The 21,410-nt window shown below is 42.2% G+C and carries 21 protein-coding genes; 8 read left to right on the top strand and 13 right to left on the bottom strand.

All coding sequences use genetic code 11. The features are described 5' to 3' along the window. Positions 1 to 33 precede the first annotated feature (33 nt). Entirely contained in the window at positions 34 to 1,656 is a 1,623-nt protein-coding gene (locus M5X66_RS07235) for a peptide ABC transporter substrate-binding protein (RefSeq protein WP_154599986.1), read from the bottom strand. Between the two features lie 460 nt (positions 1,657 to 2,116). On the opposite strand from M5X66_RS07235, the gene tpx reads away from it, so the two are divergent. Beyond that, entirely contained in the window at positions 2,117 to 2,617 is a 501-nt protein-coding gene (gene tpx, locus M5X66_RS07230; RefSeq protein WP_036953469.1) for a thiol peroxidase, read from the top strand. Between the two features lie 87 nt (positions 2,618 to 2,704). Here the strand turns inward: tpx and M5X66_RS07225 are convergent, their stop codons facing one another. The 8 genes from M5X66_RS07225 to pspA all read right to left on the bottom strand — a co-directional run bounded on the left by M5X66_RS07225 (position 2,705) and on the right by pspA (position 9,451). Further along, positions 2,705 to 3,079, bottom strand: a complete 375-nt coding sequence (locus M5X66_RS07225; RefSeq protein ID WP_036953471.1) for a hypothetical protein — start codon at positions 3,077 to 3,079, stop codon at positions 2,705 to 2,707. A gap of 273 nt (positions 3,080 to 3,352) precedes the next feature. Further along, the gene (locus tag M5X66_RS07220) at positions 3,353 to 3,784 is read right to left on the bottom strand and encodes a hypothetical protein (protein WP_230083173.1); all 432 of its coding nucleotides are present in this window, start codon (positions 3,782 to 3,784) and stop codon (positions 3,353 to 3,355) included. 1 nt (position 3,785) lies between these two features. Then, positions 3,786 to 5,351, bottom strand: coding sequence for a transcriptional regulator TyrR (gene tyrR, locus M5X66_RS07215; protein WP_036953551.1), 1,566 nt, complete (start codon positions 5,349 to 5,351; stop codon positions 3,786 to 3,788). Positions 5,352 to 5,582: 231 nt separating this feature from the next. Next, positions 5,583 to 6,638 carry a YcjF family protein gene (locus tag M5X66_RS07210; protein ID WP_270103968.1) on the bottom strand — a complete coding sequence of 352 codons (1,056 nt, stop codon included), beginning with the start codon at positions 6,636 to 6,638 and terminating at the stop codon, positions 5,583 to 5,585. Beyond that, on the bottom strand, positions 6,635 to 8,032 hold the full coding sequence (locus M5X66_RS07205) for a YcjX family protein (RefSeq protein ID WP_270103967.1): 1,398 nt from the start codon (positions 8,030 to 8,032) through the stop codon (positions 6,635 to 6,637). Before M5X66_RS07205 ends, M5X66_RS07210 begins: the two co-directional genes overlap by 4 nt. Positions 8,033 to 8,124: 92 nt before the next feature. Continuing rightward, positions 8,125 to 8,481 carry an envelope stress response membrane protein PspC gene (pspC, locus tag M5X66_RS07200; protein ID WP_036953477.1) on the bottom strand — a complete coding sequence of 119 codons (357 nt, stop codon included), beginning with the start codon at positions 8,479 to 8,481 and terminating at the stop codon, positions 8,125 to 8,127. Continuing rightward, positions 8,481 to 8,711, bottom strand: a complete 231-nt coding sequence (gene pspB / locus M5X66_RS07195) for an envelope stress response membrane protein PspB (RefSeq protein WP_036953478.1) — start codon at positions 8,709 to 8,711, stop codon at positions 8,481 to 8,483. Before pspB ends, pspC begins: the two co-directional genes overlap by 1 nt. Positions 8,712 to 8,785: 74 nt before the next feature. Further along, positions 8,786 to 9,451 (bottom strand): phage shock protein PspA, encoded by a 666-nt coding sequence (gene pspA / locus M5X66_RS07190; protein WP_006660058.1) that lies wholly within the window; start codon positions 9,449 to 9,451, stop codon positions 8,786 to 8,788. Positions 9,452 to 9,736: 285 nt separating this feature from the next. Between pspA and pspF the strand changes: the two genes are divergently transcribed. The 6 genes from pspF (at position 9,737) to sapF (ending at position 16,434) form a co-directional block, all read left to right on the top strand. Beyond that, positions 9,737 to 10,738: a phage shock protein operon transcriptional activator gene (pspF, locus tag M5X66_RS07185; RefSeq protein ID WP_036953481.1), complete on the top strand. Its 1,002-nt coding sequence runs from the start codon at positions 9,737 to 9,739 to the stop codon at positions 10,736 to 10,738. 373 nt (positions 10,739 to 11,111) lie between these two features. Beyond that, on the top strand, positions 11,112 to 12,797 hold the full coding sequence (sapA, locus tag M5X66_RS07180) for an ABC transporter substrate-binding protein SapA (RefSeq protein ID WP_036953483.1): 1,686 nt from the start codon (positions 11,112 to 11,114) through the stop codon (positions 12,795 to 12,797). After that, positions 12,794 to 13,759: a putrescine export ABC transporter permease SapB gene (gene sapB, locus M5X66_RS07175; RefSeq protein ID WP_036953485.1), complete on the top strand. Its 966-nt coding sequence runs from the start codon at positions 12,794 to 12,796 to the stop codon at positions 13,757 to 13,759. The genes sapA and sapB overlap by 4 nt, the downstream gene beginning before the upstream one ends. Next, positions 13,746 to 14,636, top strand: coding sequence for a putrescine export ABC transporter permease SapC (gene sapC / locus M5X66_RS07170; RefSeq protein ID WP_036953488.1), 891 nt, complete (start codon positions 13,746 to 13,748; stop codon positions 14,634 to 14,636). The genes sapB and sapC overlap by 14 nt, the downstream gene beginning before the upstream one ends. Beyond that, positions 14,636 to 15,631, top strand: coding sequence for a putrescine export ABC transporter ATP-binding protein SapD (gene sapD, locus M5X66_RS07165; RefSeq protein ID WP_036953491.1), 996 nt, complete (start codon positions 14,636 to 14,638; stop codon positions 15,629 to 15,631). Before sapC ends, sapD begins: the two co-directional genes overlap by 1 nt. Then, positions 15,631 to 16,434 carry a putrescine export ABC transporter ATP-binding protein SapF gene (sapF, locus tag M5X66_RS07160; protein ID WP_036953493.1) on the top strand — a complete coding sequence of 268 codons (804 nt, stop codon included), beginning with the start codon at positions 15,631 to 15,633 and terminating at the stop codon, positions 16,432 to 16,434. The genes sapD and sapF overlap by 1 nt, the downstream gene beginning before the upstream one ends. A gap of 49 nt (positions 16,435 to 16,483) precedes the next feature. Here sapF and M5X66_RS07155 read toward each other — a convergent pair whose 3' ends face one another. Beyond that, the gene (locus M5X66_RS07155) at positions 16,484 to 17,350 is read right to left on the bottom strand and encodes a DUF817 domain-containing protein (protein ID WP_036953496.1); all 867 of its coding nucleotides are present in this window, start codon (positions 17,348 to 17,350) and stop codon (positions 16,484 to 16,486) included. 290 nt (positions 17,351 to 17,640) lie between these two features. Between M5X66_RS07155 and gstA the strand changes: the two genes are divergently transcribed. Then, positions 17,641 to 18,255, top strand: coding sequence for a glutathione transferase GstA (gene gstA, locus M5X66_RS07150; protein ID WP_036953499.1), 615 nt, complete (start codon positions 17,641 to 17,643; stop codon positions 18,253 to 18,255). Between the two features lie 86 nt (positions 18,256 to 18,341). Here the strand turns inward: gstA and pdxY are convergent, their stop codons facing one another. The 3 genes from pdxY to pdxH form a co-directional block, all read right to left on the bottom strand. Continuing rightward, positions 18,342 to 19,205 (bottom strand): pyridoxal kinase PdxY, encoded by an 864-nt coding sequence (gene pdxY / locus M5X66_RS07145; RefSeq protein WP_154599988.1) that lies wholly within the window; start codon positions 19,203 to 19,205, stop codon positions 18,342 to 18,344. A gap of 111 nt (positions 19,206 to 19,316) precedes the next feature. Then, positions 19,317 to 20,591 (bottom strand): tyrosine--tRNA ligase, encoded by a 1,275-nt coding sequence (tyrS, locus tag M5X66_RS07140; RefSeq protein ID WP_036953505.1) that lies wholly within the window; start codon positions 20,589 to 20,591, stop codon positions 19,317 to 19,319. A gap of 160 nt (positions 20,592 to 20,751) precedes the next feature. After that, positions 20,752 to 21,405 carry a pyridoxamine 5'-phosphate oxidase gene (pdxH, locus tag M5X66_RS07135; protein ID WP_036953508.1) on the bottom strand — a complete coding sequence of 218 codons (654 nt, stop codon included), beginning with the start codon at positions 21,403 to 21,405 and terminating at the stop codon, positions 20,752 to 20,754. Between the last annotated feature and the right edge of the window lie 5 nt (positions 21,406 to 21,410).

Here is a 21,410-nt window from a genome sequence, read left to right as displayed (position 1 = left end):
AGCCAGCACACCTGCACTGGCTAAATTTCATTCTTAATGCTTAATCATATAGAAGCTATGGCTGTATGCCACATCCTCTGGATTTTCAATCGGATAACCTTTTAACCACGGTTTAATCAAACGCGCATTCGTATATTGATAGATTGGTGCAATTGGTGCTTCTTTTGCAATAATGGCTTCCGCTTGGTTGTAATACACATTACGCTGCGCATCATTCGTTTCAATGCTAGCTGAAGTCATTAGTGCGTCATATTGCGGATTATTAAACTTAGGAATATTGCCACTGTGTTGAGAAGTTAGCAGTGATAAGAATGTAGATGGTTCATTAAAATCACCAATCCAAGAAGCACGGATTACATCAAAATTTCCGGTGTTACGGCTATCAATATATGTTTTCCACTCTTGGTTAACTAACTTAACTTGCACCCCGAGTTTTTTCTTCCACATGGAAGCAATCGCAATAGCAATTTTTTGATGGTTTTCCGAGCTGTTATACAGCAACGTTAATTCCAAAGGATGCGCTTCACTGTACCCAGCCTGCTTTAATAACGTTTTGGCTTGTTGGTCTAACTCTTTTTGTTTATGAGTCTGATACAGCCCTTTTTCCGGCTTAAAACCTGCCGTCACATCAGGTGTAAAATAATTAGCGGGTTTTTCCCCTGTCCCTAAGACTTTGCTAGCAATCAATTGGCGGTCAATTGCCATTGATAATGCCTGTCGAACCCTGACATCATTGGTCGGCGCGCGCTGGGTATTAAATGCGTAGTAATAGGTACCGAGTTGATCCGGCGTAAAAACTTCGTTAGGAATATCTTGTAATAATTTTTGATAGCGCTGCTTAGGAAAGGATTCCGTGATATCTAAATCCCCAGCCAAATAACGATTAGTCGCGTGAGATTCTTGGTTGATAGGGACAAAAGTCACTTTGGTGATCACCGTATTTTTATGATCCCAATAGTGCGGATTTGGTGTTAATACGATTTTCTCATTAACAACACGGTCATTAAGTTCAAATGCACCATTTCCAACTAAATTACCGACTTTAATCCAGTCTGTGCCATATTGTTCAACGGTTCCGCGATGAACAGGAAATAAGCTGAAGTTTGCGGTTAATGACGGGAAATAAGGAACTGGCTTATTTAACACAATTTTCAGCGTGTGTTTATCGACAGCTTCCACCCCTAACTGTTCTGGTGGCAACTTACCATCGATAATATCCTGCGCATTATTAATTCCCGCTAATGCTGCAAACCAAGCAAATGGCGAAGTATTGGCTGGCGTGACTAAACGACGCCAACTATAAACGAAATCGTCAGCGGTAACAGGCTCACCATTCGACCATGCCGCTTCAGGGCGTAACTGAAAAATCCAAGTTCGATTGTCATCAGTGTGCCAATTTAGTGCGACACCCGGTATCGGCTTTCCATGATTATCTTGATTAACTAGGCCTTCAAACAAATCACGCATCACTTGAGCTTCAGTCAACCCAACAGATTTTATCGGATCTAATGATGCTGGCTCATCTTTCAGATGGCGTACAACTTCTTGATTTTCAGCTAAAACAGTACCAGCAGGAACCGTCGCACTGATAACCGGTGTAGAAAGGAAAAGTGATGAAATGAATACAGCTAAAGAGGTCAATGAACGTTTATGCATATTATTATTTCTATCTATTAATCAAAAAGAGGATCGCTCAGCGTTATTCGCTAAGCTTTGATGAATTAACCCATTACAAACTGCTAAATTGATATTTGACATGCCAAGGCATTAGCCGTGATAGGCGAATAACTCATTGACTTGATTGTCAGTTTAAAATTAGCTTTCACTTCATCATATAACAAGTAAAACACGGCACAAAGCGCTCTTTTTATCGTGTTGAATATGGTATTTTAGGATGATACATAATAAAAAACATAAACTCTTAATAGGGCTTATTACTTGTATAATGCAGCGTAACCTTCTTACTTATCATGCCGAGAAGGCAACAATGCAATTCGGTCAATAATAGGATTTAAAAACAGAAATCTCAGAATGTGAAACTGGTAATAATTTGATTTTAAAAATCATTTAATATTTTCATCTTCTGTAACTCAACCTATAAACGGGAGAAAAACACATGTCACAGACAGTAAAACTCAAAGGCAATAGCATTTCACTTGCAGGTACTTTTTTACAAGCTGGCTCACAAGCTAAACCTTTCACTTTAGTTGCTAAAGATTTAAGTGAAGCAACCTTAGAAACATTCCAAGGCAAACGCAAAGTTCTGAATATTTTCCCTAGCGTAGATACCGGTGTTTGCGCCGCTTCTGTGCGTAAATTCAATCAATTAGCCAACGGTTTAGACAACACTGTTGTGTTATGTATCTCTGCTGACTTACCTTTTGCTCAAGCTCGTTTTTGTGGTGCAGAAGGCTTAGACAATGTGGTGACATTATCTTCATTCCGTAGTGATTTTGCCCAAGATTACGGCGTTGAAATGACCACCGGTCCATTAAAAGGTTTAACGGCTCGTTCCGTCGTTGTATTAGATGAGAATGACAAAGTGATTTACAGCCAATTAGTGCCTGAAATTACTGAAGAACCTGATTATGACAATGCGCTAAATAGCCTGAAATAATCGTATATTATGAAGAACCACAATCACCGATGCTTTCGGTGATTGTGGCTTCATTTGATAGGGGTTGAGGGGTTATCAATCATGCTTTTAATCAACATAAGCCCAAAATAGTGGTTTATGATTTTTCGCATTGACCACATTTGTAAAAATCATATTTCCTTTCATCATACTCACTAACGAATGCGACAACGTGCTTAATATCCGTTGAGCCTGCTCTTGGGTCACAGGGCAACAAGACGTGAGAATATCAATAATCAAATCCCTTGGTTTAACGCCATTTTTGACTAATACATCCCACGTAAAACGATTTTTTTTCGCTAAATAATTCGCAGCTGCCTTATTCATTAAATAAAGTTCTGCGGCGGTATTCGCGGATTCAAACATATCACCTTGGTAGTGACATTTAGACATATATTCACGTAGCTTGAAATTGACAATAAAATTAATCGTAAATTGTTCCATTGCAACTCCTTAAAGGTATAAAACCCGCGTTGCTAATATTAATAATCAATGCACAACTTAAGCATTTTTTTATCGTTAATTTAAAAATTGAAGCTTTGCTCACCATTTTTATAGCAGAAAAAACAACCAATCCGCAATGATCAGGACGTCGTTTTACGATGAAAAATATGTAAATTTAGTTTAATCGAGTAAGCTCACTCCATTCTTTTAACTGATTTTGAATGAGTGAGCTTATTTATCTGGCATGTTTCATTGGAACTAACTGAATGGGCGTTAGTCAGGAAAATATCTTATTTCGAGCGAAGTGCCTTTATTATTTTGAATAAATTGGAGGTACGTTTCTCCCCCTGGAAAACTTTGCTCAATTTCTAGTTTTTTGTCCCCACTCCATCGATAAATAATAGACGGACAGTTATCATCCGAGCAAATCACTTCTTTGTTTTTGTTTGGTTCTAACTTAGCTTCTAAAAACTTTTTATCATCACCAAGCAGATTACGATATTCTTGATAAGCACTTAGTAGCGAGCTATTAGGGAAATGACACTGAGTTAATGCGCCATTTTCATACACATCTTCCATGGATTGCTCTGCATTTTTACAGAGTTTATCAATCAACTTATTATTCGGCTTTTCTTGTGCAACAGCACTAATACTCACACTCATTAATACGCTAAGTAGACCCAATTTAAACAGCTTTTTCATCATGTTAATCTTGCTCTTTCTTGGCACTGAGCCCGTATTCTCGCAATTTGTTCGCAATAGCGGTATGAGAAATATCTAAACGTTTAGCCAATTTACGCGTACTCGGATAATCACGATATAATCTCGCCAACACCGAGGCTTCATAGCGTTTGGTTATTTCATCCAGTGACCCATTTAATGTATCTAAAGCAATCGCAGGCGCGTTAACTGCATCAGGAAGTTGAATATCATCAACATCCAGAATATTGCCACTAAATTGCGACAGCCCCTGATATAACGCATTGCGTAATTGTCTAACATTACCCGGCCAATAATAAGAATTGAGTGATTCAATTAATGCCGGTGAAATTTTTGGCTCATCAATGTTCAATTCTTTGGCAAAATTAGACACAAAGACTTTCGTGAGCGGTTTAATATCTTCGCTTCGTTCTCTTAATGGTGGGATCGTGAGAGTTATAACATTCAAACGGTAATAGAGATCTTCACGGAATTTTTTCTGTTCCACTAACTCAGGTAAATTTTTCTGTGTCGCACAAATCACACGCACATTGACTTTGACTTCATGCTCTTCGCCAACACGTCTGAAAGTTCCATCGTTCAGAAAACGTAATAGTTTAATTTGCATTTGAGGGGACATTTCAGCAATTTCATCCAGCAAGACGGTACCGCCATTAGCTTGCTCGAAAAAGCCTTTTTTCCCTTCAACCGCATTTGGATAAGCCCCTGCTGCATAACCAAATAACTCACTTTCAACGACATCATCAGGCATTGAAGCGCAGTTCAATCCTAAAAATGGCGCATTACCACGAGCACTGTGTAAATGGCAGGCTTTTGCCAGAATGTCTTTACCCGTTCCAGTTTCCCCGACAAGCAGCAACGGTTCATCCAGCATAGCAACACGTTTAGCTCGCTCAACGACTTGGATCATCGCAGGACTGACCGCCACAATCTGGCTAAATCCACGGTTTTCAATATCAACTTCAGCCACTTGCTTACGTTGATTTTCAAGAATTGCCACGGATTTGAGTAAGATCACCGCACCTGTACAGTGAGATTTCCCATCTTCATCGGCGAGAATAATTGGTGTGACCTGCATTAAATAATCGCTGCCTTTGACCGAAATGCGTTCGGTGTAAGGTTCTGGTGACTCACGTTCAAACCAGCGGTGTAAACCATGGTTAGGGATTAACTGGGAGAAGGATTTCTGTTTGATTTTAGTTTCATCAACCCCAAAAAGTTGCAAGCTCATTGGGTTAACCAGCTCAATATTCAGTTTATTATCAATGGATAAAACTGGCTCAGGGAACGAATTCAGTAAAGCCCACACTGCTTTATGCTCACGTTCGGATGGCATAAAGTAGATACGACGAACATCAATTACCCCGTTTATGCGGCGGATCTCTGCCATTAGCGTACTGAAAACCTGAAAGTCTACAGGTGCAAAGTTCAGGTAAATTCGACGTTGAGCTGAAATTTCAATGCCTTTTAAGTCAATGTTTTGTAGAACTAAAAGATCAAGTAATTCACGCGTTAAACCGATACGGTCTTGGCAGGTCACTTCGAGGCGCATGATGAAACCTTTTGTAGAGAACATAATTACTCATATTTTAGCGTTAAACAGGACAGTAATACAGAGCCGTGTCACATATTGTTGACACTCGTCTAGTTTCTAATAAATATCAGCAACATTTCTTTCTTTAATATGAGGATTGTTGATTAATTCGGCAGGGTATTACCCTTTTAGACATGACTGGCAGAATGATTAAAACTGTCAACTCATCCTGCCAGTCAAATTTACAGCTTATGGATTCTCTTTTTTTGAGGGAATGGCATTTTTCAGCTGGCCAATTAATTGACGGCGAAAATCACCCAATTTCGGTTTGTCTTCTATCCAAGGTAATGGACGGCATAGCTCCATCGCCTTAATGCCTAATCGAGCGGTCAGAAGCCCAGCGCCGATTCCTTGTGCCGCGCGTGTCGACAACCGTGCGGTAATATCCTGAGATAACCAATCCATCCCGACTTCACGAATAAGTTCAGAAGCGCCAGCAAATGCAATATTAATCAGCACCATACGGAATAAGCGGATCCGACTATAGTAGCCCAGTTCGATGCCATAAATGGCTGCAATGCGGTTGATTAAACGAATGTTGCGCCACGCGATAAATGCCATGTCAACAATCGCCAATGGGCTGACCGCTATCATCAAGGCAGATTCTGCTGATGAACGGCTGATCTCTTTACGCGCTTGCTCATCCAGGATCGGTTGAACTAATTTACTATACAGTTCAATAACCTCGCGGTCATTATGCGAATCATGAACCGTGGCTTGCCAGCTTTGTATCGCAGGATGTTGCATCGGTAATGCAGACTGTTTGGCGAGCTTTTCACAGAATGCTTTACCCTGCCCCATGCCGTGGCTATGAAGCAATTCACGTGCAAAATCACGCTCCTCTGCACGTTCTCTGAGCCGATACAAGCGACGCCATTCGCCGATGACCGAACCCACACCAGCGACCACAATTAATCCCCCCGCTGCTGCGGTGCCTAACGCTGTCCAGTCTTGGGTTATCCATGATTGATGGATCCAAAGCCCTAATTGAGCGACAACGCTCACCCCAAAAATGCCTGCGGCAGCACCAACTAGCTTGCGCCAGAAACTGCGTTTAGGTTTTAAGGCCTCGTTGATAAGACTTTCAACTTCGCCATCTTGGCTATCTTGTTCTTCTTGTATATCAACCGGCACAAATTTTTCAAACGCTTTCTCATCAAAGGTTTGCGCTTGTTTTAATGGCTCCATGGCTGGCTTATCGGCTTTAACGGCAAAGTCTACGCGCTGTTTTAGAGGTTCACTCATTTCAGTTTATCTCCTAACAAAAATTCCAAAGCACTGTCCATGCGAATATGTGGCAACGGTTGATCTAACGGTGTTGGCCGAGGGCGGAAATTTTCAAATTGAAAGCCTTGCTGTTGCCAAAACTGTTCATTAGGTAAACGCTTAGGGACATCCCCTGGGTAGAACGTTAAGGGTTGCCCATCGCTGAGTCGCTCACCTTTTAAAGCAGGTAATTTTTCACCCTTATAGTCCACAATACCGCTTTCCGTCGCTTGAATAGACGCCAGCCCTACACAGTCCATGCTGATCCCTTCAAATGCTGCATTTTGCCAAGCATCTTGGACTAACTGCTGCAATAATGAGACTAAGTTTGCATGTTGATCGGGTGTGACGTGATCCGATTTACTGGCGGCAAAAAGTAGCTTATCAATACATGGAGAAAACATGCGTCTGAGCAATGTGCGTTTTCCATAATGAAAGCTGCGCATTAACTGCGTTAGCGCCATTCGCATATCATTGAAGGCGTCTGCGCCACTATTTAAAGGCTGCAAACAATCCACCAGCACAATTTGTCGGTCAAAACGCTGGAAATGATCCTTATAAAACCCTTTCACCACATGGTCACAGTAGTATTGATAGCGACGCTGTAATGCGCCGATATTGGTGTTTTTATCCGCTTGCGTTAACTGTTTTTCACCATATTTTTCGATGTTTGGCCATGGAAAGAATTGTAATGCAGGCGCTCCAGCTAACTCTCCAGGTAAAACAAATCTACCAGGTTGAATAAAGTGCTGTCCTTGTTGCTTACATTCATGCAGATATGCGGTGTAAGCATTGGAAATTTCAGCTAAGAGATTTTCATCGACAGGAGCTAATGGATCACATTTTTGGCAAAGTTGTAGCCATTCATTCGCGAGCTCCCCACGCTTACCTTTAAGTAGCACTTTCATTTGGCTAGACCATGTTAAATAATTCAGATCTAGCATCGGTAAGTCCAGTAGCCACTCCCCCGGGTAATCGACAATTTCTAAGTACAGGGAGGAGTTATCGACAAAATGGCGAACAAACGAATCATTTGAACGGTAATGAATTTTCAAGCGAATTTCGCTCACTCCACGGGTAGGCGTCGGCCATTGCGGCGGGTCGCCATAAAGCGATGCAAGTCCTTCATCATAAGCGAAACGCGGAATTGACATATCGCGCTGTGGAATGCGTTTTACCCCTAGGATCCGTTTATCTCTCGCCGCTGAAAATAGCGGAAGGCGCGCCCCCGTGGTGGTGTTAAGAAGTTGGTTAACGAGAGAGGTGATGAATGCGGTTTTTCCACTGCGACTTAATCCAGTGACAGCAAGCCTTACATGGCGGTCAACGCTACGGTTCATTAAGTCAGTTAATTCATTTTGTAGCCGTTTCATAATGCTCCTAGTTCTCGCTCTCCCAATAAAAATATAAAGGGAATACAGTCATTAAACTCTATTCCCATTTATGTGATGGTGCAAATCAGTTGTTATAGATGACGAAACTTGCTGTTCACGGCATAAGTGTCCGAAGTGACATAGCGCTCCATTTGGCGCAGTTTCATTTCCCCAGCTTGTAGCTGAGCATCAATTTGGTTTAATAGTGTTGTCACTTCTGGTCCAATATCCTGTTCGCTTCGGTAACCGCTTGGCGCAGCTTCCACAAAGAAACACATCACCACATAGACAATCAAGGTCAATCCAAAACTCATAAACAGGGCAAGTACAGCTAATGCTCTGACCAAAGCAACCGGTAACTCTAAATATTCAGCGAGACCGGAACAAACACCACCAAAAACACGTTTATCCGTTAAGCGATATAACTTGCGGTTGCGTAGATTAGTCATTATTTTTGCCTCCAATTTGGGTGCTCGGCATCTAAAATATCTTCCAGCGTTTTGATGCGCTGCTGCATACGCGATGACTGCTCTGCCAATTGCATCAAACGTTGCACTTCATTTTCAGTAAGCTGACTTCCCTGCCCATTATTTTTCTTACTATAATGGAGCCACAACCAAATCGGCAGAACAAAAATGACAAAAATGATTAATACGAGAGACAGTAAAACGTAGCCCATCACATTTCCTTATTTATGGTTATTTAGCCTAGCGCACTGGCGCAATGAAATCACTGCGCCTTGCGTGTTGAATATTATTCGTCTTTATTGATTTTAGCTTTAAGCGCGGCTAACTGTGCACTAATTTCATCATCCGCTTTTAACTCAGCAAATTGCTGTTCTAAAGAGCGTTGTTTACCAATACCGTAGCTTTGCGCTTCGCCTTCCATATGGTCAATGCGACGTTCAAACTGTTCAAAACGCGCCATTGCTTCATCCAGTTTACCACTGTCTAACTGGCGACGAACATTACGGCTTGATTGTGCCGCTTCTAAACGTACGGTCATTGATTGCTGTTTTGCACGCGTTTCTTGCAGTTTATTTTCTAATTCCGTGATTTCGCCTTTTAAGCGAGTCAGCGTTTCATCAACAATAATCAGTTCATGTTTTAGCGTATCGACCATGGCACTGACTTTTTGTTTTTCAATCAATGCTGCGCGAGCTAAATCTTCTTTATCTTTGATTAATGCCAGTTCCGCTTTTTCTTGCCATTCGGCAATCTGTTTTTCGCCCATTTCGACGCGGCGCTCTAAACTTTTTTTCTCAGCTAAGGTACGTGCTGAGGTGGAACGGATTTCCACTAACATGTCTTCCATTTCCTGAATCATCAGGCGGATCATTTTCTGCGGATCTTCAGCTTTATCAAGCAGTGAAGCAATGTTGGCATTAATGATGTCGGCAAAACGTGAAAAAATACCCATAATTTATATCCTCTTGATGGATGTTATCTTTCTGTAGAGCCTCAACCCGATGTTGGCGTCCAACCAATACGTGATGCTCCATGAATATAAAATTGAAATTATTAAACCGATAATTATTTCAATCAAAATCTTTTACAACTCTAAGATAGCAATTGGCGTGCCAACTTTTTCAGAATGGCATAACCAACTAATAAATAACAAAAATATTATTTCGATATCTATCGACGGTTATTTGTACTATAGTTAACTATAGGTAAAATTAACCAAAACTTGGTAAAAATAACCATGAAAGAGACTAACAATACTATTCTTGGTGTATCGAGTAATTTCCTTGATGTCCTAGAACGTGCTTCCGAACTTGCTAAGCTAAATAAACCTGTCCTTGTTATTGGCGAACGAGGAACAGGTAAAGAGTTAATCGCGGATCGCCTTCACTATCTATCTCCCCGCTGGCAAGAGCCTTTTATCTCCTTAAATTGCAGCGGACTCAATGAGAACTTGCTGGATTCTGAATTATTTGGACATGAAGCAGGATCGTTTACTGGGGCCCAGAAACGCCATCAAGGTCGCTTTGAACGTGCAGATAAAGGCACATTGTTCCTTGATGAACTGGCAACCGCGCCGATGTCTGTACAAGAAAAACTGTTACGTGTGATTGAATATGGCGAATTAGAGCGTGTAGGCGGAAGTCAGTCATTAAAAGTCGATGTTCGTTTGGTCTGTGCCACTAACGCCAACCTTCCAGAATTGGCTCGCCAAGGACTTTTTCGCGCTGACCTGCTAGATAGAATTGCCTTTGAAGTGATTCGCATGCCGCCATTACGTGAACGTGTTCCTGACATTCTGTTATTGGCTGAGCACTTTGCCATTGGTATGGTACGTGAGCTAAAGCGTGATTATTTCACTGGGTTTTCTGACAACGCCCAGCAGACACTGATGCACTATTCTTGGCCAGGTAATATTCGCGAACTGAAAAATGTTGTCGAGCGTTCAGTTTATCGGCATGGGGAAAGTGACTTACCAGTGGATACGATTATTTTAGATCCCTTTGGTGAGAAACTAGCAGAGCTTCATGAGATACCCGCAGCATCATCAGAAAACTCCAAATTAGCACCCGTTTTTCCCTTTGACTTACGACAATGGCAATTAGAATCGGAAAAACAATATGTTGAAGAGGCGCTACGCCAAGCCAATTTTAATCAGCGTAAAGCAGCTCAATGCCTATCACTGAGCTATGACCAATTTCGAGGATTAATTAAAAAACATCATATTAGCTTGGAAAGCTGATTTTTATGCAAAAAAAAAGCCAGCACCCGAGCTGGCTATATAACTAAAACACTGAAAGCAATAAAACACTGGAAGCAATGTGAGCAATGTCATGCCTTGTCTGCTAAAGCTAAGCACTCAAGAGACTGAGTTAATGATAATAGTTATTAGTATCATTTGTAAAGCATTTTAATGCGATTATTTCTCATTAAGATTAAATTAAAAATAATAGCAACCATTACAATTAGATACAACCTTGTTGATTCTCATTTACAGTTAAAAATCTTCACTACCCACAGCGCTATGTACAAAATATCACCACAAATTTTGCTTATACCCTGTTACCCTATTTTTACGCTACAATAAGGTAATTCAGGTCAACGATATTAGCTCTATGCGCCTTTTAACTCTTTGGTTTTTATTTACTGTTTCTCTTTCAACATTGGCAGAGCAAACAGACATAAGCTACAAAGACACCATTGCCAATGATGTCCCAGCCGATATTCGCCAAAATGGCTTTATTTACTGCGTCAATGGCATTGTCACCACATTTAACCCACAACTCGCCAGTAGCGGGTTAATTATTGATCCCCTAGGCGCACAACTGTATGACCGCTTACTGGATGTTGACCCCTTTACATATCGCCTGATCCCAGAGTTGGCTTCCCGCTGGGAAGTTTTAGATAATGGTGCGACCTATCGGCTACATCTGAGAAAGGACGTTAAGTTTCAAACCACACCTTGGTTTACACCAACGCGTAATATGAATGCAGATGATGTGGTATTCAGTTTTTCCCGCATGTTTGAAACCAGCAATCCTTACCATTTCATTAATGGCGGGCGCTACCCCTATTTTGACAGTTTGCAATTTGCGAGCAGCGTCGAAAGTATTAAAAAACTGAATAACTACACCGTTGAGTTTCGATTAAAATCCCCAGATGCCTCATTTTTATGGCACTTGGCGACTCACTACGCGCCCGTTTTATCTGCCGAATATGCGGATGAGCTTTCGGCTAGCAATCGCCAAGAGATGATTGATTGGCGCCCTGTAGGTACTGGACCATTCTATTTTGATGATTACCAAGCTGGACAGTTTGTCCGTTTATTGCGTAATAAAGATTACTGGAAAGGTGAACCACGCATGGAAGAAGTGGTGGTGGATATGGGAGCGGGTGGTACAGGACGCATTTCTAAGCTGCTCACTGGTGAGTGCGATGTCCTCGCCTACCCAGCCGCAAGTCAGTTAAAAGTGCTACGTGATGACCCTCGCCTGCGTATTTCCATGCGTTCGGGAATGAATATTGCGTATCTTGCGTTTAATACAAGCAAGCCGCCTCTCGACCAACTCAAGGTTCGCCAAGCAATTTCTTATGCCATTAATAATGAGCGACTCATGCAGTCCATTTATTATGGTACCGCAGAGACGGCATCATCGATTCTCCCCCGTGCATCTTGGGCATTTGATAATCAAACAAAAATAACCGATTACAACCCTGAACTTGCCAAACAAATGCTGCAGGAAATGGGGTTAGAAAAATTAAAATTGGAATTATGGGTCCCTGTCTCCTCTCAGTCTTACAACCCTAGCCCATTGAAAATGGCGGAATTAATTCAAGCAGACCTAGCCCAAGTGGGTATCGTCATGAGTATCCGTTCGGTGGAAGGTCGCTTCCAAGAAAATCAATTAATGGATCGCTCCCATGACATGACATTAGCGGGCTGGACAACGGACAGTAATGACCCTGATAGTTTCTTCCGCCCACTGCTCAGTTGCGCTGCCATTGGCTCACAAACCAACTTAAGCCATTGGTGTGATTCTAAATTTGATGACGTTTTGCATAAAGCATTACTGACACAAGAGCTGGCAGACCGCATTGATTACTATCATCAAGCACAACAAATTCTCGCGGAAGAACTGCCTATATTGCCATTAGCTTACTCGCTGCGTTTACAAGCTTATCGTTTTGATATGAAAGGATTGGTGATCAGCGCGTTCGGCAATACTTCATTTGCTGGCGTTTATCGCGAAATGCAGGAGCCGAAAAAAGCACCACCTCGGCAGCAGGAGCCGCAACTATGATCATCTACTCACTGAGACGATTTCTGCTATTGCTGGTGACGGTCTTCTTTTTATCACTGGTCAGTTTCAGCTTAAGCTACTTCACGCCCAATGCGCCTCTTAGCGGTGCATCACTCATTGATGCATATATCTTCTATTTTGATGGCTTACTGCATTTCGATTTCGGCGTCTCTAGCATTAACGGAGAACCTATCACCGACCAACTAAAAGACACATTCCCTGCCACCATGGAATTGTGTATTCTCGCCTTTTTATTTGCGTTGTTTGTCGGGATCCCGCTAGGGATGATTGCCTCATTTTGGCGAAACAAACCCGTTGATATTGCGATCAGCACTTTCGCCCTATTGGGCTTTTCCGTGCCTGTATTCGTTTTAGCGTTAATACTAACCCTATTTTTCTCGCTTCACTTAGGATGGCTGCCCGTTTCTGGGCGAATCGACCTACTTTATAACCTAAAGCCAGTAACAGGCTTTGCCCTTGTGGATGCGTGGCTTTCGGATTCGCCATACCGTAAAGATATGATTATCAATGTGTTAGAACATATGATCCTGCCAGTACTCACACTCGCCTTAGCGCCAACCACAGAAGTCATTCGCTTAGTCCGTATTAGTACGGATGAAGTGGCTAGCAGTAACTATGTTAAAGCCGCTGCTACTCGTGGGCTTTCTCGCTTTAAAATTATTCGCCGCCATATTTTTCATAACGCAATACCGCCAATTATCCCGAAATTGGGGCTACAATTCTCCACGATGCTAACATTAACCATGGTGACAGAATTAGTATTTAACTGGCCGGGATTAGGTCGCTGGTTGGTCACTGCAATCCGTCAAGGAGACTACTCAGCGATTTCTGCTGGCGTGATGTTAATTGGCGCATTGGTGATCACCGTGAACGTGTTATCCGATATTTTAGGCGCAATGATGGACCCGTTAAAACATAAGGATTGGTATGTCCTCAGATAATTTTTATCGTGAACAGAAAATGCCATCCCCGACACGGGTGGTGTGGAATATTTTCTCCTCCGACATACTGGCAATGATCGGCTTTTTTGGGGTGATTTTTTTAATCGTCCTCTGTTTTGCGGGCCCTTATTTAGCACCTTATGCCATCGACCAACAATTTTTAGGTTACCAAATTACGCCACCATCATGGTCACACTATGGTGAAGTGGCTTTCTTCTTTGGTACGGATGATTTAGGACGTGATATTTTAAGCCGTCTCTTAATTGGTACTAAATCCACATTCGGCTCAGCCTTGTTGGTCACTGCGATTGCGACAATAATCGGCTTAGTGTTAGGTTGCCTTGCGGGTATGACCCGTGGACTCAAATCCGCTGTCTTTAACCACGTTTTGGATACCTTGCTATCGATTCCTTCTCTACTATTGGCGATCATCGTGGTAGCATTTATGGGTGCCAGCTTAACCAATGCGATGCTTGCGATTTGCCTCGCGCTGATCCCCCGTATGGTGCGTACTATCTATGTTGCCGTGCATGATGAGCTAGATAAAGAGTACATCGTGGCGGCACGTTTAGATGGCGCATCAAACATCTTTATTTTGTGGTACACGGTACTGCCAAATATCACCCCTATTTTGGTCACTGAATTAACCCGCGCCCTCTCCATTGCAATTTTGGATATTGCGGCATTAGGCTTTTTAGATTTAGGGGCGCAACTCCCATCATCTGAATGGGGTGCGATGCTAGGCGATACGTTAGAGTTGATTTATGTGGCACCGTGGACAGTCATTTTGCCCGGCGTTGCGATTATGTCGAGTGTCTTATTTGTGAACTTACTGGGTGATGGACTGCACCGAGCGATTAATTCGGGGGTGGAATAATGCCATTACTTGATATTCGTAATTTAACTATTGAGTTTATGACTGCTAATGGTCCCGTCAAAGCCGTTGACCGTGTCTCCATGACCTTATCTGAAGGAGAAGTTCGTGGCTTAGTGGGTGAATCTGGGTCAGGTAAAAGCTTAATTGCTAAAGCCATTTGTGGGATCACCAAAGATAATATCCGCGTGACTGCTGACCGTTTTCGCTTCCAAGACATTGACCTATTAAAACTCAGTCCACGTAAGCGTCGTCGCCTGATTGGTCATAATATTTCGATGATTTTCCAAGAACCGCAATCCTGTCTTGATCCTGCTGCCGATATAGGAAAACAGCTGATTCAATCTATCCCAGGCTGGACATACAAAGGGCGTTGGTGGCAGCGTTTTAATTGGCGAAAACGCCGCGCAATTGAATTATTGCACCGTGTGGGTATCAAAGATCACAAAGACATTATGCATAGTTATCCGTACGAGCTGACGGATGGTGAATGCCAAAAAGTGATGATCGCCATTGCGATTGCCAATCAACCTCGCTTGTTGATTGCGGATGAGCCCACCAACGCGATGGAATCCACCACGCAGGCACAAATTTTCCGTTTATTAGATAAATTAAATCAAAACAATAATATGGGAATTTTGCTGATCAGCCACGATATGGAAATGATGTCTAAATTGGTTGACCGAATTAATGTCCTGTATTGCGGTCAGACTGTAGAAAGTGCCACACCGAATGATATTTTGCAGCGCCCCCGCCATCCTTATACTCAGGCACTGATTCGCTCTATTCCTGATTTTGAAAGCCCGATCCCTCATAAAGGTCGTTTAAATACACTCCCAGGAGCTATCCCTTCATTGGAGCACTTACCGATTGGCTGCCGTTTGGGACCCCGTTGCCCTTACGCACAACGAACCTGTATTGATGCACCACCACTACGCAGCATTAAGGGGCATCTGGTTGCCTGTCATTATCCATTGAATACCGAGGAACAACCCTAATGGAAACGTTACTTGAGGTACGTAACCTGACAAAAACGTTCCGTTTTCGTGAAGGGTTATTTCGTCGCCATGAATTACAAGCCGTCAAGCCGCTGAGTTTCAACCTACAAGCAGGGCAAACTTTAGCCATCATCGGCGCTAATGGTTCAGGGAAATCCACGCTTGCTCGTATGTTGTCTGGGGTAACGGAGCCTTCTGGCGGAGAAATTTTGATCCGTGGCCAACGGTTAAATTTTGGGGATTATAGCTACCGAAGCCAACGTATTCGCATGATATTTCAGGATCCAAGTACTTCATTAAACCCGCGCCAGCGTATTGGTCAAACCCTGGAATTGCCCTTAAAACTGAATACTAACCTTACTGGTATTGAGCGGGAAAGACGCATTATCCAGACATTACGCCAAGTAGGATTACTGGCCGATCACGCAGAATATTACCCACACATGCTAGCATCGGGTCAAAAACAACGGATCGCCCTCGCCCGCGCGTTAATTCTGCAACCAGAAATTATCGTGGCTGATGAAGCACTTGCCTCGCTAGATATGTCGATGCGTTCGCAGATAATCAACTTAATGCTCGATTTACAAGCTAAGCAAGATATCGCTTATATTTACGTCACCCAACATTTAGGCATGATGAAGCATATAAGTGACAAAATGCTCGTGATGGATAAAGGCGAAGTCGTTGAGCGAGGAAATACAGCGGAAGTTTTAGCGGCTCCGCTTCATGACGTGACGCGTCGTCTGATTGAAAGCCATTTTGGGGAGCCATTATCCATTGATGCGTGGCGACAAGATTTGTAATGTTCAAAAGACGGGGAAATAGTCTCCGTCTTTAACAAAAAGTTCGTGGCTAGCGCGCTATGGATACACAACTTTTTATGTGTTTGAGATGCACCACAATCGTGAAAGTCACGATCACCAGTAACGACCATGCCCCCCATTTCCCCGCATGTACCATTGACCATGCTCCGATTTGATTCGGATATTGCCAAACACCAAAGAACGTTCCGAAGTTTTCCGCCAGCCAAATAAAGAACCCTATCAGCATAAATGCAAGCAATAGCGGCATTTTACGTTCTTTATCTAATGGAGTATAAAACACCACACTGCGAGCATACAAACCAAATATAAACGCCGTTAAGTACCAGCGATAATCATCAATATAGTGATGGCTGAAAAAGTTAATATAAATGGCTAAAGCCACTAATGTCGCCATCCAATAAGGTGGATAATGTTCAATTCTGACATTAAAAAAACGCCATGATTGGATGATATAGCTACCAACTGCCGCATACATAAACCCAGTAAACAGTGGAACTCCCCAAAGTTTGGTATACGCCTCATCAGGATATTGCCATGAACCAATTGTCGCAGAGGTTTTGAATAACTCCATCATAAAGCCCACTAAATGGAATACACAAATGGCTTTTAGCTCATCCCACGTTTCTAACTTTGACCATACTAAAAATGCTTGAAAAGAGACTGCGAAAATCAGCAAAACATCATATCGAGGAATACCTAGAATCCCTTTCGCTGGCACTAGGAATAAAGCCAAAAAGAAGAATCCAGCAAACAGACAAGAACGAGCGTTAATTAAACCAAAAAACCAAAATTCCAGAATAAAGCGTTTTAATCCTTTACTACTATTCGGTTTATGAGCCATTAAGATGGCATCTAGCTTGGTTAAGTAATTAAGATTGTTAAAAATGGATGCCATTTTGACAGCTCATAAAATGTGACTAAGGATTGAGAGAATAGCTCAATGAGAGACAAAATTATAACAGAATCCTCTCAGAGACCTCTCCTGTAACATTCTTAATTTTAATGAATTATCAATTAAATAGATAATTCCCCAAAGAAATACTCGTCTATCGTAAGCTTGCCATATATTAGTGTGATTTTAGATATTGAGAGCCATCCCGCATCCTTTGGCAATTCTCTTTTTAAATCTGGTGTATACTTGGAAGAACAATAACGATGACCATTCTATGACTTAGGAGTTTTATGATGAAATTGTATTACGCTCCCGGTGCCTGCTCACTTTCTCCTCATATCATTCTGCGTGAAGCAGGATTAGATTTCAGTATTGTTCGTGTTAACTTAAAAGAGAAAATCACAGAAACGGGTGAAAACTTCTTAGAAATTAACCCTAAAGGTCAAGTTCCTACTCTTGTTTTAGATGATGATGAGCAATTAACTGAAGGCGCTGTGATTGTCCAATATATTGCAGATCAAAACCCAAATAGAAACTTGATTGCCCTGCCTGGTTCAATGAAGCGCTACCATCAGCTAGAAGCACTAAACTTCATTTCTACTGAGTTGCATAAGAATTTTGGCCCATTATTTGCGCCAAATACCCCTGAAGAATATAAAGATGTTGTTCGCGCAAATTTACTGAAAAAATTCCAGTATGTGAATGATATTCTGAAAAATCAGCCTTATTTTGTCGCTAAAAGTGATTTCTGTGTTGCTGATGCGTATCTGTTTACCGTCACCAACTGGACTCGTTTAGTTGGCGTTGATATCAGCGCATTAAGCCATCTGAATGAATATTGTGAGAAGATTGCGAAGCGTCCAAAAGTACAAGAAGCATTAGAAGCAGAAGGGTTACTGAAAAAGTAATCTATTGTATGAAATGCATTTACAAAAACAGCGCCATTCGGCGCTGTTTTTTATTACTATATTTAATAAGTTACTACTATGCTCAATCAGTCTAACTGAGTAGAGCAGAATTTATGTTGGGGGCTAACCATCAAATCTTGGGCTGCAACTAACTGAAGTTCATACTCACCCATTTCTTTGGTTTTCAGCATCACTTCATAGACTGCTGCTGCAACATGCTCTAAGCCTTTATCAAGTGGCTCACCTTTTAAGATATTGACCAACATTAAACCACTCGTTAAGTCGCCGACTCCCACAGGCTGTTTTTCACCGAAATCCACTAATGGGCGACTAACATGCCAACTGTGTTCCGCAGTGACTAAGATCATTTCAAATCGGTCTGCACGATAGCCAGCACGGCTTAAATGCTTAACTAATACAGTTTTAGGACCTTGCTGACATAATTGACGTGCCGCTTGAACCGCTTGCTCTACCGTCGTGATTTTTTCATTCGCTAAAGTTTCTAACTCTAATAAGTTAGGTGCAATCACATCACTCGCCGCTAACGCTTGTTGGCAAAGAAACTCAGCGACACCTGGTGCAACGATGCATCCCTTCTCTGGATGTCCCATCACTGGGTCACAAAAATAGAGTGCCTGCGGATTCGCCGCTTTGACTTTTTGGACAATCGCTAGAATATCATTACCTTGCTCAGCAGAACCAATATAACCACTTAACACGGCATCACAGATTGCCAGTTTATGGATTTTTGCTAATCCTTCGACAATATCTGTCAAATGCTGAGCTGGAAATACTGAGCCCGTCCATTGTGGATACTGAGTATGGTTGGAGAATTGCACTGTATTAAGTGGCCACACATCTACGCCCATACGGCACATAGGGAATGCAGCAGCACTGTTTCCTGCATGGCCGAAAACAACATGGGATTGAATTGATAATACGCTTTTCATTGGAAACCCAGAGAATTGTTATGTCGAATGAAGAGAAATCAGTGAGTAGCCATTTGCCAATATGAATAGCCCGGAGATTTCCGGGCTATATATTACAAAGGTTCGTCAGAGCTATTTCCAGTTAACTAAGCAGTCATTTTTCTTACCGCGGCGGATAAGTGTATAACGACCAAATAAACGGTCAGCATCAGTGAATACATACATTGGTTCAGTTTGTTTCTGACCATTCACAGATACTGCATTTGAGCTGATTGCCGTTCTTGCTTGACCACGAGAAGGTACCAGTTCTGAATCAACTAATGCTTGCTGGAGATCTGCACCATCTTCTAGGGTGATGCACGGCATACCGTCTTGAGCTAACTGTTCAAAGTCAGCTTCAGTTAAATCAGATACTGCGCCAGAGAACAAACTTTCAGTAATGCGTTTTGCAGCCGCGAGACCCGCTTCACCGTGAACTAATTTAGTTACTTCTTCTGCTAATACATACTGTGCACGAGGCGCTTTACCGCTATTTTTATCTTCTTCTTCCAATGCGTCAATTTCACTTAATTCCATGAAAGTAAAGAATTTCAGGAAACGATAAACGTCAGCATCTGCTGTGTTAATCCAGAATTGGTAGAATTTATATTGGCTGGTTTTCTTCGGATCTAACCATACTGCACCACCTTCGGTTTTACCAAACTTGGTACCGTCTGTTTTGGTGATCAGTGGAACAGTTAAACCAAACACTTGGTTTTGATGCAGACGACGAGTTAAATCAATACCTGATGTAATGTTACCCCATTGGTCTGAGCCACCAATTTGTAACTCAACACCCATTTCTTTATTCATGTTCGCAAAATCGTAACCTTGTAATAGGTTATAGGCGAATTCAGTGAAAGAGATACCTACATCATCGCGGTTTAAACGCTGTTTAACAGACTCACGGTTGATCATTTGGTTAACGGAGAAATGTTTACCAATATCACGTAAGAATGTCAGCACATCCATTTTGCCAAACCAATCATAGTTGTTAGCTAGGCGTGCACTGTTATCACCACAATCAAAACTAAGGAATGGTGAGACTTGGTTACGGATTTTTTCTACCCACTCTTGAACGGTTTCTGTGGTGTTTAATTTACGTTCAGTAGCTTTAAAGCTCGGGTCGCCAATAAGGCCCGTTGCGCCACCGACCAACGCCACAGGCTTGTGCCCGGCTAGTTGGAATCGTTTTAAACACAGCAAAGGAACCAGATGTCCCAAGTGCAAGCTATCGGCGGTAGGGTCGAAGCCACAATAGAGAGAGATAGGGCCCTGCGCCAGTCTCTCTGCTAACGCATCCTCATCCGTTACCTGGGCAACGAGGCCCCGCTCTTGCAATTGTTTAATCAGGTTATTGCTAGACATCAATGACTCCATCGGTTGAATTTTGTCTATCTATTTTAATGTAGAAAATTGACAAAATAAGGCTTAGCTCAAAGGCTCGCCAGTATGATTTGTCAATTTTCTTAAACGAGGCTATAGCATAAAGCGCATATCAATTAAGCGCCAGCTAAAAAACCATTTATTACGGGGCTAATCGGTCAATTACCCAGCCATCCGCTTCTCTTTGGTATAGAAAGCGGTCATGCAGGCGGTGAGCGCCACCTTGCCAAAATTCGACACTGTTAAAAACAACGCGATAGCCCCCCCAAAAACTCGGTAATGGAACCTCACCATTTTGAAATTTCTGCTTAAGCTCTAAAAATTTCCCTTCTAAGATTCCACGCGCCGAAATCCGTGAAGATTGAGCTGATGCCCAAGCGGCGATTTGGCTATCTTTTGGGCGGCTATGGAAATATTTCAGTACTTCAATCGGGCTTAAACGCTCAGCAACACCTGTAAAATGAACTTGGCGTTCCAATTGATACCATGGAAAATGCAAACTGATTTTATTGTTATGCTCTAAATGCTGTGCTTTACGGCTTCCCAAATTGGTATAAAAGACTAATCCGTTTTCATCGAAGTGCTTTAATAATACGATCCGTTGATAAGGCTGCCCTGTTTCATCAACTGTTGCCACACACATTGCTGTCGGGTCAGTTAATCGCGCTTCACAGGCTTGCTTTAACCAGCGCTCAAACAATGGAATAGGATCTGGCGTTAAATCTTTGCGTCTCAATCCACCTTTTGTATATTCACGTCGTACCGCAGCAAGATCGATCTCTTCAAGTTCGTTCATTTTAC

It is taken from the genome of Providencia sp. PROV188, from assembly GCF_027595165.1.
GTDB classification, from domain to species: domain Bacteria; phylum Pseudomonadota; class Gammaproteobacteria; order Enterobacterales; family Enterobacteriaceae; genus Providencia; species Providencia lanzhouensis.
The sequence above is the reverse complement of the archived record's forward strand: the minus strand, read 5'-3'. Positions and strand labels throughout refer to the sequence as shown.